We start from the raw sequence: 12,696 nt of genomic DNA, 5'->3' as shown, positions 1-12,696 counted from the left end.
CAACACCCGATTCCAAATCTCTAAGCGCGAGTTAATACAGTGCTGGGGTCCCGGGCAATGTATTGTGGAAAGTTTCCGATCGTAGTCATCGGGTGTCGCAATTGCGCGATAAATCGACGCTATCGTGAATTTTCCCGGTTGCGTGCCGCATCTCAACCCCCTAGCTCTGTCGGTGGGACACCCTTCCCCAACGAAGGGCATTTATCTGTAAGGATAGCATCAATGGCTACTCAGCAACCGGCTACGCGGCCGGCCAATCCGCGTTTTTCTTCTGGCCCCTGTGCCAAACCCCCTACATTCGAACTGTCCAAACTGGCCGACGCCCCACTGGGTCGCAGCCACCGCGCAGCCCCTGGCAAAGCCAAGCTGAAGGATGCCATCGAAGGCACCCGCGAGATTTTGGGCATCCCCGCTGATTATCGTATCGGTATCGTTCCTGCGTCGGACACCGGTGCTGTTGAAATGGCTCTGTGGTCGCTGCTCGGTGAGCGCAAGGTCGAGATGCTGGCCTGGGAAAGCTTCGGCGCCGGCTGGATCACCGATGTGGTCAAGCAGCTGAAAATCGAAGCTGAGGCCAAAGTGGCTGACTACGGTCAGATCGTCGATCTGGCATCTGTCGATTTCGCCAATGATGTTGTGTTCACTTGGAACGGCACCACCTCGGGTGTGCGGGTTCCCAATGGTGACTGGATCGCCGATGACCGTCAGGGCCTGACCATCTGTGATGCGACATCCGCTGCCTTTGCGATGGACCTGCCCTGGGACAAACTGGATGTGACCACATTCAGCTGGCAAAAGGTTCTGGGTGGCGAAGCAGCCCACGGTGTGATCGTGCTAAGCCCGCGCGCTGTTGAGCGTCTGGAAAGCTACACCCCGGCCTGGCCTCTGCCCAAGATCTTCCGCCTGACCAAAGGTGGCAAGCTGATCGAGGGTATCTTTACCGGTGCGACCATCAACACCCCGTCGATGCTGGCGGTCGAGGATTACCTGTTCGCCCTGGACTGGGCGCGTTCGATTGGTGGCCTAGAGGGGCTTAAAGCCCGTGCTGATGCCAATGCGCAGGCTGTGTTTGATTTCTGCGACGCCAACGACTGGATCGCCAATCTGGCTGAAGATGACGCGACACGGTCGAACACATCGGTCTGTCTGAAGTTCACCGATGATCGCATTCAGGACGGTGCTGCCTTTGCCAAGGCGGTGGCGAAACGTCTGGATGTCGAAGGCATTGCCTATGACATCGGCGCTTACCGCGATGCGCCTGCCGGTCTGCGGATCTGGTGTGGTGGCACGGTTGAGACCTCGGACATTCAGGCCATGCTGCCTTGGTTGGCCTGGGCGTTCGAAGCAGAAATCGAAGCTCAAGGATAAGTCAGTCGCCCGGCGGCACCGCCGGGCAGCGCCCGACCCTCCCCACAGGAGGGCGCTTTGCACCCACCCAGGGTCAGGCGCTCCCCTAAAAGAACCTCATTCAGGCCCAATGTGGCCCCCGTTAAAAGGACCAATATCATGGCTCCCAAAGTACTCGTCTCCGACAAACTCAGCGAAACCGCAGTTCAGATCTTCCGCGACCGCGGCATCGAAGTCGACTTCCAGCCTGATCTTGGCAAGGACAAAGACAAGCTGGCGGAAGTGATCGGCCAATACGATGGTCTTGCAATCCGCTCGGCCACTCGCGTCACTCCAACCATTCTGGAAGCGGCGACCAACCTAAAAGTGATCGCACGCGCAGGTATCGGCACCGACAACATCGACAAAGAAGCCGCGTCGAAAAAGGGCGTGATCGTCATGAACACGCCGTTCGGCAACATGATTACCACTGCCGAGCACGCTATTGCGATGATGTTCGCTGTGGCACGTCAGATCCCAGAGGCCAGCACTTCGACCCATGCCGGTAAATGGGAAAAGTCCAAGTTCATGGGGACTGAGCTGACCAACAAGACACTGGGTGTCATTGGGGCAGGCAACATCGGTGGTATCGTTTGCGACCGTGCGCAAGGGCTGAAAATGAAAGTTGTCGCCTACGATCCCTATCTGGGTGAAGAAAAAGCCGACAAGATGGGTGTTGAAAAGGTTGAGCTGGACGAGCTGCTGACCCGCGCTGACTTTATCACCCTGCACGTTCCATTGACTGACCAGACGCGCAATGTTCTGTCGCGTGAGAACCTGGCAAAGACCAAGAAAGGCGTTCGCATCATCAACTGTGCCCGTGGTGGTCTGGTTGACGAGGAGGCACTGGCTGAGCTGCTACAATCTGGCCATGTGGCCGGTGCTGCTTTTGACGTGTTCGCCCAAGAGCCCGCCAAGGAAAACGCTCTGTTCAACCTGCCCAACGTGGTCTGCACCCCGCATCTGGGCGCGGCAACCACCGAAGCACAGGAAAACGTTGCCTTGCAGGTGGCCGAGCAGATGTCGAACTATCTGCTGACTGGTGCCGTTGAAAATGCGCTGAACATGCCGTCGGTCACAGCTGAAGAAGCCAAGGTCATGGGACCATGGATCAAGCTGGCTGATCATCTAGGCAGCTTTACCGGTCAAATGACAGACGAGCCGATTAAAGCGATCAACATTCTTTATGATGGGGTCGCATCTGAAATGAACCTGGCGGCACTGAACTGTGCCGTTGTGGCTGGCATCATGAAACGTGCCAATCCTGACGTGAACATGGTCTCGGCCCCGGTCGTGGCCAAGGAACGTGGTGTTCAGATCTCGACCACCAATCAGGACAAATCGGGCTCATTCGATGGCTATATTAAAGTGACGGTTGTCACAGACAAGCGCGAGCGTTCGGTTGCGGGGACAGTGTTCAGCGACGGTAAGCCTCGGTTTATCCAGATCAAAGGCATCAATATCGATGCCGAGGTCGGTGCGCATATGCTTTACACCACCAACGAAGACGTACCGGGTATCATTGGTACGTTGGGTCAGACCATGGGCGAAAATGGCGTCAACATCGCCAACTTTACCCTGGGTCGTGCCGCTGCCGGTGGCGAGGCGATTGCCCTGCTGTATGTGGATGGTCAGGTGCCTGCCGAGGCCCGTGCCAAGCTGGCTGAAACCGGGTATTTCACCCAGATCAAACCACTGGAGTTTGATGTCGCCTAACCTCAGCGTCACAAGTTAACCAGTATTGGGGAGCTGCCATGACGGCGGTTCCCTTTTTTGTTGAAACCACCCTTGCAGATCCTGCGATCTCCTGTTGCTATGGCGCCAATTACCAACCGCATTGGTTCGTAGAAAAAATAGGTGACAGACATGCTTTCCAAAATGCAGGACGATTCCAAAACATCTGAGGATGCCCCGACCTCTGGCAAGATAGACACGCTGTTTTTCAAAAGCCGAACCGTGATTGTCACTGGTGAAATCAACGACAAACTCGCGCAAAAAACCGTCGCGCACCTGCTTGCGTTGGCCGAAGAGAATGACGACCCTATCAATATGTTTATCTCGTCGCCCGGTGGGCATGTGGAAAGCGGCGACATGGTGCACGATGTCATTCGGTTTATCCGTCCCGAGGTGCGTACTATTGGCACCGGTTGGGTCGCGAGCGCCGGCGCATTGATTTATGTCGGTGCCCGTAAAGAGAATCGTTTCTGCCTGCCCAACACACGTTTCCTGCTGCACCAACCGTCCGGTGGGATCGGTGGTCAGGCGACTGACATGATGATCCAAGCCGAGCAAATCCGTATCATGCGCGAGCGATTTGATAACCTGTTTGCCGAAGCTACAGGTCAGACCGCTGAGAAAATCGCAGCCGATACCGGGCGGGATTTTTGGCTGACAGCTCAAGAGGCCATTGACTATGGTCTTGCCGGTAAGATCATCAACTCCTCGAATGATCTGGCTTAAGCTTTCTACCTCACATCAGGGCCCGCAACTGGATAGATCGGGCCCTGTAGGCTGACCTTCACCGCCTGTCTCGCAATTGCGCATATTGGAACCATTTTATGACCTCCCCCATCTACGCAATCGGCGACATTCATGGGCAGCTTGAAATGCTCGAAACCGCTTTGCACCGGATCGAAGTGGACGGCGGCCCCAATGCACGAATTGTCTTTCTTGGTGATTATACCGACAGAGGACCCAACAGCCGCGGTGTGATCGAACTTTTACAACAAGGTCAAGCAGAAGGCCGGAATTGGACCGCTTTGCTGGGCAATCATGACCGGATGTTTTCGATGTATCTGGAGGACTACCCGAGAATCGATTCCCAGTTGTTGGTTGGCTTTCACTGGCTGCACCCTCGAATTGGTGGCGTTCAGACGCTGGAGTCATACGGCGTCGAAGTTGCTGAAGGTGACCGAACCTATGAGGTTCATGCCCGAGCTAAGGCAGCGGTTCCGCAAACTCACTTAGATTTCCTTGCCAGCCTTCCCAGTCACCATCAGGAAGGGAAGCTTTTGTTTGTACACGCTGGTATCCGCCCCGACATCGCGTTGGAGAAGCAGAGTGAGAACGACAAGATTTGGATACGAAGAGAGTTCTTAGACCACAGTGCCCTACATCCTTGGTTGGTTGTGCATGGCCACACTCATGTGCCGCAGCCCGAACATCACGGTAATAGGGTCAATTTGGATTCGGGTGCTGGATTCGGTCGTCCGTTGACGGCAGCTGTGTTTGAGAATGGCGAGGCCTGGGTGCTTGGGGAGCGCGGGCGTGTTGCCCTTTTGCCTAAGTGGGCGAATAACGCACATTTTTAATGCATGAATCATAGCTATCTAAAAGATAGGTGTACTATCCTTTAGATGTGGCTGGAGGCCACATTTTTAATTAGTTATTTTTTGTGTACCTTCTGATGACCTCAGAAGACATTTGTGGCCCCCAGTCATGAAGCTCCATTGAGCTGCTCGAAATCGCTAACGGTGTTTCAATTTTCCGGCGCGACGCGCCAGTCCAAAACGACTTTCCCGCTTTGCCCGGACTTCATAGCTGCAAACCCTTGCTCAAAGTCGTCCACTGCAAACCGGTGAGTGATCACCTTGCTGACATCCAACCCGTTTTGCAGCATCGCGATCATCTTATACCAGGTTTCAAAAATCTCGCGTCCGTAAACGCCTTTGATGGTGATCGCTTTGAACACAATGCGGCTCCAATCCACGGGTGACTTGCCTGGAGGAATCCCCAGCAGGGCAATGTGGCCCCCCATCACCAGAGCCTCAACCATCTGATCCATCGCAGCCTGATTGCCGGACATTTCAAGCCCGACATCAAACCCTTGGGACATGCCCAGTTCGGCAATCACATCGCTCAGGTCTTCCTCGGCGACGTTGACCGGGCGAACGTTTGCGACCTTTTCCGCCAACGCCAACCTATCTGGGTTCACATCGGTGATGGCCACATGACGCGCACCAACGTGACGGGCCACAGCAGCGGCCATGATGCCAATGGGGCCTGCGCCGGTAATTAGCACGTCTTCACCCACCAAGTCGAAACTCAGCGCTGTGTGAACGGCGTTGCCAAGCGGATCCAGAATGGCGCCGATGTCGTCGGACACTTCATCGGGCAAAGGTACCACATTGAACGCAGGCAGGCGCAGATATTGGGCAAAGGCACCTTGTTCATTCACACCGATGCCACGGGTTTCTGGGTCCAGATGGAACTTGCCAGCGCGGGATTGACGTGAGTGATGGCCGATCAGGTGGCCCTCGCCACTACAGCGCTGGCCGATTTTTAGGTCGGTGACATTGCGACCCAACTCGACAATCTCACCGGCAAACTCGTGACCGGTGATCAGGGGCGTGGGTACGGTCTTTTCCGCCCAAGCATCCCAGTTCCAGATATGCACATCGGTGCCGCAGATGCCGGTTTTGTTGATCTTGATCAGAACATCATCCGGGCCGATTTCCGGAACCGGTGCGCGGGTCATCCACAGGCCTTCCTTGGGATGGGTCTTTTCCAGCGCCTTCATTGTGTTTGGTCTGGTCATTTGATGATCCCCAAATCCTTGCCCACCTTGCCAAACGCCGCCAGCGCACGTTCCAGTTCCTCGCGCGTCAGTGCCGCGTTCATCTGGGTGCGGATGCGGGCCTGGCCGCGAGGCACCACAGGGAAGAAGAACCCGGACACATAGACGCCTTCGTCGAACAGCCGGGTGGCCATGTCCTGGGCCAGTTGCGCTTCGCCCAGCATGACCGGAACAATCGGATGTTCCCCGGGCAGCAGGTCAAAACCTAGTTCTTCCAATCCGGCGCGCCAGAATTTGGTGTTCTCGAACAGCTGGGTGCGCAGATCGGCGCCTTCCTCAACTAAGCGGATGGCCTCTAGGCCAGCAGCAACAATAGATGGCGGCAGCGAATTGGAGAACAAATAGGGCCGCGCCCGCTGCCGCAGCAGGTCGATCACTGGCTGCGGCCCGGCGATATAACCGCCGATGGCCCCCCCAAGTGCTTTGCCCAATGTTCCGGTCACGATGTCTACATCGATGTCAAAGTGATCTGGCGTGCCAGCACCGTTTGGCCCCATGAACCCGGTGGCGTGACAGTCATCGACCATCAAAATTGCATCGTATTTGTTGGCCAATGCGCGGATTTCTGGAAGTTTGGCCAGATAGCCATCCATCGAGAACACACCGTCGGTGGCGATCATGATGTGGCGCGCGCCGTCCTCGCGGGCCTGTTTCAGCCAGGCCTCAAGATCGTTCATGTCGCTGTTGAGATAGCGATAGCGCTTGGCTTTGCACAGCCGGATACCGTCGATGATCGAGGCATGGTTCAGACTGTCCGAGATGATCGCATCTTCGGGTCCAAGCAGGGGTTCGAACAACCCGCCATTGGCGTCGAAACAGGCGGCAAACAGGATCGAATCGTCTTTACCCAGAAACTTGGCCAGCCGCTGCTCTAGCTCGCGGTGGATATCCTGGGTGCCGCAGATAAACCGGACCGAGGCCATGCCGAACCCTTTGTCATCCATCACACCGCGCGCGGCGGCGATCAGGTCGGGGTGATCGGCCAGACCCAGATAGTTGTTGGCACAGAGGTTGATGACTTGCTGTTCACCAACCGTAATCTTGCCGCCCTGAGGCGAGGTGATCATTCGTTCCCGTTTATACAATCCATCAGACTCGATCTGGGCCAGCGTGTTCGAGATGTCATTCAGAAATGCAGTGGTCATGGGCGAACTCCTTATCCTTAGAATCGCATCTACCATAACGGATAAGATTCCCAAATAGGAGAATTCACTATTTTGGAAAAAAATCCGTGAAATAGGATTTTTGAACGAACTAAGTGAAACATCTTGAACGCAAGCGCCATCGCAGCGATTGTTAGCGATATAATGTACTTGGAGAAATTGAATGACTAAAGATGCCGCACTAGCTCAATTTGAGAGCGCATTGTCTGCGGCTACGACGTCGGATCAAGCCTATGCGGCGCTCAGTGATCTTTGGCAAAATGTTGTCGGCGCAAAACTGTTCACTGTGATGACGGTTGATCTGGAAACTGAACTGGCGCAACGCCCCTACACAAATGACCCAGTCAACTATCCGACCTCTGGTACCAAGCCGATCACGCGAAATAGCTGGTTTTCCGTGGTTCACGAACGGCATGAGTGTTTTGTTGCGAATTCCATTGAGGAAATTGCAGAGGTCTTTCCAGACTATGAGCTGATCAACTCGCTTGGCTGTCAGTCAGTGGTCAACCTGCCCATTGTAATCGGTGGTACGCTGGCAGCGACCGTGAATGTCCTACACGAAGCGGGATATTATACTGAGGATCGCGTTCAAAGCGCCAAGGATTTGTTAGCCCTACCGTCTTTGGCGGCGTTGTGTGTGGCACAACGGTTGTCGTGACCGGTTCTCTATGTCCCTAAAGCTCCACAATAATCTAATTTGGTTCGGCTGTAGCTGTGGTGAACAAGTTCATATTGACTAGCGGTTGTTCGGGAGGCGGAAAGTCTTCCGTGCTCTCTGAGCTCGGGAGCAAAGGCTATAAAACGGTTGAAGAACCGGGGAGGAGAATCGTCAAGGAAGAGCTTGCCAAGGGTGGGAGGATGCTTCCTTGGTTTGAAGCCGTTGCATTTGCCCATCGAGCCATTGATATGGCGCGCGCAGATCTAGCCTTGATGAGTGAACCTTCAGGTTTCACGTTTTTTGACAGGGGCTTGGTTGACGCCGCGATAGCTCTTGAGAGTTGCTCGGGGCTCACAGCCAAAAGAAACGCTGGGAAATGTTCGGCAGTACAACCGTCAAGTTTTTCTCGTTCTTCCATGGCCAGAAATTTATGTGTTCGATGCAGAACGTCAGCATGGGTATGACGATGCAGTCGAAGAATTTGAGCGGATCAGTGCAGCCCTCCCCACTTTGGGCTATGATGTCTATTTACTTCCTAAGGTGAGCATCGGGGCGCGTGGCAACTTCATAATTTCTACGCTACGCAAGTCCCAAGTTTTCCCAGATTAAGGTTGGGAAGGCGGGAATGTATTTAGGCATTCTTCACAATCAAAAACACCCGCGCTGGGCCATTTGGTGCAGTAATCGAATGGTCCACATCTGCCGCATAGCGGGCGGTGTCGCCCGCCTTTAGCTGGTTGCGGGCATTACCTGATATGACGGTAATGTCGCCTTCCAATGCGGTGAGTTGCTCAAGCGTGCCACGGGTATGTGGCTGGCTGTTCAATGCGCCGTCTTTGTCGAACCGAATATCATAGACCTCGTGGCCGCCAGCCTCTTCAGGCGGCGAAAGGATGCGGATGCGACAGCCGTGGCCCATGTTCTCAATCTTTGGTACATCGTCTGATCGAAGCACGTCAATCCTGTCCTGAGTATCTTTGGCCTCTAACAATCCGGCGAAATCGACCTGCAACGCGCGGGTCAGGTTCCATAGGGTGGAAATGGTGGGCGAGCTTTCACCGCGCTCTATCTGGCTGACCATGGACCGAGACACGCCCGACAGGTTGGCCACTGCCTCAAGGCTCAGGCCCTGGGCCCGGCGGGCCTCTTTCAGGCGGGCGGGGAGCAGTGTCAGGATATCGTCTGTATTTTCCGTCATAGCGGAGTCCTGCGCTTCATAGCGACTTTTGTCAATGACGGGGCGTCCCGGAAGACTTGGCGATGCTGCGGCTGCATAGTGCAGGCAACGGATTTCATGAGGAGAGAAACCATGACAGAGATTGTCATTCTGGACGGAGCACGGACAGCTATCGGTACTTTTGGTGGAGCATTGGCCAATACAGCACCGATTGATCTCGCGACCACGGTTTCCAAGGCTGCGATGGAGAGATCAGGTGTGGCGCCAGAGCAAATCGGCAATGTGGTGTTTGGCCATGTGATTAATACAGAGCCGCGCGATATGTATCTGAGCCGGGTCGCGGCACTGCAGGCGGGCGTGCCAAACGCGACCCCGGCGATGAACGTCAATCGTTTGTGTGGGTCGGGGGCGCAGGCCATTGTTTCTGCCGTGCAGTCTTTGATGCTAGGTGATGCGGATTTTGCCTTGGCAGGTGGTGCGGAAAACATGTCGCGCAGCCCATTCATCATGCAACAGCAACGCTGGGGCGCAAAGATGGGCGATGTGAAATCGCTGGATATGATGCTGGGTGCGTTGAACTGCCCGTTTGGCACTGGGCATATGGGTGTAACCGCGGAAAACGTTGCGGATGAACATGAAATCACCCGTGCCCAGATGGATGAGTTTGCATTGCTTAGCCAGACCCGTGCGGCAACCGCGATTGAAGCGGGATATTTTGCAAGCCAGATCACGCCGGTTGAGGTGAAGGTGAAGCGGGACATGGTACCGTTTGAAGTGGATGAGCATCCCACCGTCAGCAATATGGAAAAACTGGCTGGGCTGCGAGCCGTGTTTCAAAAAGACGGTCGCGTGACAGCCGGTAATGCCAGCGGGATCAACGATGGGGCTGCGGCTATGGTTCTGGCAACGGCCAGCGTTGCTGAGGCCGCTGGGCTGAAGCCCAAAGCGCGTATTCTGGGTTACGCACATGCTGGAGTGCGCCCTGAAGTGATGGGCATCGGCCCGGTCCCTGCCGTTCAGGCCTTGTTGAAGAAAACGGGTCTTTCAGCAAGTGATTTTGACGTGATTGAAAGCAACGAGGCTTTTGCGGCTCAAGCGTTGGCGGTGAACAAAGAGCTGGGGCTTGATCCTGCAAAGGTGAACCCCAACGGCGGTGCCATTGCACTGGGTCATCCAGTGGGGGCGACGGGCGCCATTATCACCTTGAAAACCCTGTATGAGTTGGAACGAAGTGGTGGATCAAAAGGGTTGATCACCATGTGCATCGGCGGCGGACAGGGTATCGCATTGGCGATAGAACTGCTCTGATATCTCAAGGCGGAGGAGGGGGCTGTATGCCCCCTCTTGGCTGAATGGCCAATTCACCCCCTAGGATATTTTTGGCTAGATGAAGACAGGTAAATAGACAGCGAGATCCCGACTCAGAAAAATTGACTGGCAATTGCAATTAGGCTGGCGCCAACCACAACGCCGGTCAGTGCAGGTGCGATCCAGTTCGTGCCAACACGACCGCGCGATTCTGGAGAGCTGGATTGGGCGATCAGCGCCGCTTCGACCAAGGCAGGCAACCGGGGGCCAAATCGGGCCATTACCTGCGCTGTTGACATCAAATCTTTGACCACAGCGCGTGGACCAATGGATTTTTTGATGTAATCCTCCACCACGGGGTGGGCGGTTTCCCAGATGTTGATATGTGGATCCAGTGAACGGGCGACGCCTTCAACCACTACCATTGTACGTTGCAACAGAATCAGCTCGGTGCGGGTTTCCATTCCAAAACGTTCAGTGACTTCAAAGAGATAGTTTAAAAGACGTCCCATTGAGATGCTGCTGGCATCCATACCGAATATGGGTTCACCGACGGCGCGCAGTGCGCGTGCAAATTCGTCGACATCGCGGTCGGCAGGGACATAGCCCGCCTCAAAATGCACTTCAGCAACGCGTTTGTAATCGCGTTTGATAAAACCAAACAGGATTTCGGCGTAGACCCGGCGGGTATATTCATCGATGTGCCCCATGATGCCAAAGTCATAGGCGATGATATCGCCATTGGCGGCCACCTTGAGGTTGCCCTGGTGCATGTCCGCGTGGAAAAAACCATCGCGCAGAGCGTGACGCAGGAACAGGCTGAGCACGCGGTTGCCTAACACCCGACGGTCATGCCCCGCTGCGTCCAGTGCAACATTGTCGCCCATGGCAACGCCATCAGCCCAATCCAAGGTCATCACCCGGCGGGCAGAGTAATTCCATTGTATCGAAGGAAGTTGGAAGCCTTCATCAGAGCCAGTATTGGCAGCAAACTCGGAAGCCGAGGCACTTTCCAGGCGTAGGTCAAGTTCGGCCTGTACCACGCCATCAAAGTGTTCAATCACCTCCATTGGTCGCAGGCGCCGGGCGCCGGGGGCGAAGAGGTCGACGATGCGTGCGGCGAAGTAAAAGGCGTCAACGTCTTTGTTGAAAGCGCGTTCGATGCCGGGGCGCAGGACCTTGACCGCGACTTCTTTACCACTGTCGGCCAGACGGGCACGGTGAACTTGGGCGATCGAAGCAGCGGCGATTGGCTCACTGAATTCGGAAAAAACTTGATCAACAGGCAAGCCCAGTTCCTTCTCTACCTCGGCCATGGCCTCGGATTTGGAGAAAGGCGGCAGTTTATCCTGAAGCACCCGCAATTGCAGGGCCAGATCCTCACCTACCAGATCGGGTCGGGTCGAAAGCATCTGCCCTAGCTTGATATAGGCAGGGCCCAGTGCCGTTAACGCCCGTGTTGCAGGCGGCATATCAGGGTTGCCTTTGTAGCCTAGCCACTTAAACGGCCAACCCAGCGTGTGTGCGAGAATGCGTAGTGGCTTTGGAGCTTCAAAAGCATCCAGAACGACACTCATGGCACCCGTACGTTCCAGTGTTGCGCCTGTTCGGATCAGGCGAATAATATTGTGTGGACCGCGCATAGTTTAGATTTTCCAGCCGGAGTGCAGGGCGGCAATGCCGAGGCTGAGATTGCGATATTTGGCGTTCTCAAAACCTGCAGTACGAACCATTCCCAAAAACGTGTCCTGATCCGGGAAATTGCGGATTGATTCGACGAGGTATTGATAGCTGTCGTAGTCGTTGGCGATCAATTTTCCCATGCGTGGGATCACGTTGAACGAATACAGGTCATAGGCCTTTTGCATCGCTGGGTTGGGCAATTGGCTGAATTCCAGCACCATCAGGCGTCCACCGGGTTTCAACACACGATAGGCTTCGTTCAAGGCTTCTTGCGGACGGGTGACGTTCCTGATGCCAAATGAAATGGTGTAAACGTCAAAGGTGTTATCCTTGAAGGGCAGGGCCATGGCATCGCCGGTGACCCAGTCTAAACTGTCAGCCATTTGGTCGGCTTCGGCACGGGTGCGCCCTGCTTCAAGCATTGGTGTTGTTATGTCGAGAACGGTTGAGTGACCACGGCCAGCACGTTTCAGAAAGCGATACGAGATATCGCCGGTACCACCGGCGACATCCAGCAGGCGCTGTCCGGGGCGGGGGGCTAGCCAATCCATCATCGCATCTTTCCAGACCCGGTGGATGCCAACGCTCATTACGTCGTTCATGATGTCGTATTTAGAGGCTACCGAGTTGAATACGCCCTGAACACGACCGGCTTTTTCGGTCTCAGGGACGGTTTCAAAGCCAAAATGTGTGGTGTTCTGCTGTGTGTCTGCCATGGGGCTGCCATTTTCTGATTTCGCCCCTG

The 12,696-nt window shown here is 55.1% G+C and carries 13 protein-coding genes; 8 read left to right on the top strand and 5 right to left on the bottom strand.

The window, feature by feature from the left end; all coding sequences use genetic code 11:
* Nucleotides 1-222 precede the first annotated feature (222 nt).
* The 4 genes from GO984_RS06910 to GO984_RS06895 all read left to right on the top strand — a co-directional run bounded on the left by GO984_RS06910 (nucleotide 223) and on the right by GO984_RS06895 (nucleotide 4,697).
* The gene (locus GO984_RS06910) at nucleotides 223-1,368 is read left to right on the top strand and encodes a phosphoserine transaminase (RefSeq protein WP_157021784.1); all 1,146 of its coding nucleotides are present in this window, start codon (nucleotides 223-225) and stop codon (nucleotides 1,366-1,368) included.
* Between the two features lie 138 nt (nucleotides 1,369-1,506).
* Nucleotides 1,507-3,102 (top strand): phosphoglycerate dehydrogenase, encoded by a 1,596-nt coding sequence (serA, locus tag GO984_RS06905; protein WP_157021783.1) that lies wholly within the window; start codon nucleotides 1,507-1,509, stop codon nucleotides 3,100-3,102.
* A gap of 150 nt (nucleotides 3,103-3,252) precedes the next feature.
* Nucleotides 3,253-3,846 (top strand): ATP-dependent Clp protease proteolytic subunit, encoded by a 594-nt coding sequence (locus tag GO984_RS06900; RefSeq protein WP_245231017.1) that lies wholly within the window; start codon nucleotides 3,253-3,255, stop codon nucleotides 3,844-3,846.
* Nucleotides 3,847-3,944: 98 nt separating this feature from the next.
* The gene (locus GO984_RS06895) at nucleotides 3,945-4,697 is read left to right on the top strand and encodes a metallophosphoesterase family protein (protein ID WP_157021782.1); all 753 of its coding nucleotides are present in this window, start codon (nucleotides 3,945-3,947) and stop codon (nucleotides 4,695-4,697) included.
* 167 nt (nucleotides 4,698-4,864) lie between these two features.
* Here GO984_RS06895 and tdh read toward each other — a convergent pair whose 3' ends face one another.
* Nucleotides 4,865-5,923, bottom strand: a complete 1,059-nt coding sequence (gene tdh / locus GO984_RS06890; RefSeq protein WP_157021781.1) for an L-threonine 3-dehydrogenase — start codon at nucleotides 5,921-5,923, stop codon at nucleotides 4,865-4,867.
* Nucleotides 5,920-7,107 carry a glycine C-acetyltransferase gene (locus GO984_RS06885; RefSeq protein WP_157021780.1) on the bottom strand — a complete coding sequence of 396 codons (1,188 nt, stop codon included), beginning with the start codon at nucleotides 7,105-7,107 and terminating at the stop codon, nucleotides 5,920-5,922. Before GO984_RS06885 ends, tdh begins: the two co-directional genes overlap by 4 nt.
* Before the next feature lie 181 nt (nucleotides 7,108-7,288).
* Here GO984_RS06885 and GO984_RS06880 point away from each other — a divergent pair, with 181 nt between their 5' ends.
* Genes GO984_RS06880 through GO984_RS23905 form a run of 3 tightly spaced genes read left to right on the top strand, consistent with a single transcriptional unit; the run spans nucleotide 7,289 to nucleotide 8,392 of the window.
* Nucleotides 7,289-7,783 (top strand): GAF domain-containing protein, encoded by a 495-nt coding sequence (locus GO984_RS06880; protein ID WP_157021779.1) that lies wholly within the window; start codon nucleotides 7,289-7,291, stop codon nucleotides 7,781-7,783.
* A gap of 56 nt (nucleotides 7,784-7,839) precedes the next feature.
* The gene (locus GO984_RS23910; RefSeq protein WP_342448062.1) at nucleotides 7,840-8,247 is read left to right on the top strand and encodes an AAA family ATPase; all 408 of its coding nucleotides are present in this window, start codon (nucleotides 7,840-7,842) and stop codon (nucleotides 8,245-8,247) included.
* Complete coding sequence (locus tag GO984_RS23905; protein ID WP_425339642.1) at nucleotides 8,153-8,392, top strand: AAA family ATPase; 240 nt, start codon at nucleotides 8,153-8,155, stop codon at nucleotides 8,390-8,392. The genes GO984_RS23910 and GO984_RS23905 overlap by 95 nt, the downstream gene beginning before the upstream one ends.
* A 22-nt stretch (nucleotides 8,393-8,414) precedes the next feature.
* Here the strand turns inward: GO984_RS23905 and GO984_RS06870 are convergent, their stop codons facing one another.
* Nucleotides 8,415-8,981 carry a helix-turn-helix domain-containing protein gene (locus GO984_RS06870; RefSeq protein ID WP_157021778.1) on the bottom strand — a complete coding sequence of 189 codons (567 nt, stop codon included), beginning with the start codon at nucleotides 8,979-8,981 and terminating at the stop codon, nucleotides 8,415-8,417.
* 111 nt (nucleotides 8,982-9,092) lie between these two features.
* On the opposite strand from GO984_RS06870, the gene GO984_RS06865 reads away from it, so the two are divergent.
* The gene (locus GO984_RS06865) at nucleotides 9,093-10,268 is read left to right on the top strand and encodes an acetyl-CoA C-acyltransferase family protein (RefSeq protein ID WP_157021777.1); all 1,176 of its coding nucleotides are present in this window, start codon (nucleotides 9,093-9,095) and stop codon (nucleotides 10,266-10,268) included.
* A 113-nt stretch (nucleotides 10,269-10,381) separates the two neighbouring features.
* Here the strand turns inward: GO984_RS06865 and ubiB are convergent, their stop codons facing one another.
* Together ubiB and ubiE are read right to left on the bottom strand one after the other, a co-directional pair.
* Entirely contained in the window at nucleotides 10,382-11,911 is a 1,530-nt protein-coding gene (ubiB, locus tag GO984_RS06860; RefSeq protein WP_157021776.1) for a 2-polyprenylphenol 6-hydroxylase, read from the bottom strand.
* A gap of 3 nt (nucleotides 11,912-11,914) precedes the next feature.
* Complete coding sequence (gene ubiE, locus GO984_RS06855) at nucleotides 11,915-12,667, bottom strand: bifunctional demethylmenaquinone methyltransferase/2-methoxy-6-polyprenyl-1,4-benzoquinol methylase UbiE (protein WP_138160969.1); 753 nt, start codon at nucleotides 12,665-12,667, stop codon at nucleotides 11,915-11,917.
* Between the last annotated feature and the right edge of the window lie 29 nt (nucleotides 12,668-12,696).

Origin of the sequence: Parasedimentitalea huanghaiensis (genome assembly GCF_009753675.1) — a bacterium.
In the GTDB taxonomy this organism is placed as follows: Bacteria; Pseudomonadota; Alphaproteobacteria; order Rhodobacterales; family Rhodobacteraceae; genus Parasedimentitalea; species Parasedimentitalea huanghaiensis.
The sequence above is the reverse complement of the archived record's forward strand: the minus strand, read 5'-3'. Positions and strand labels throughout refer to the sequence as shown.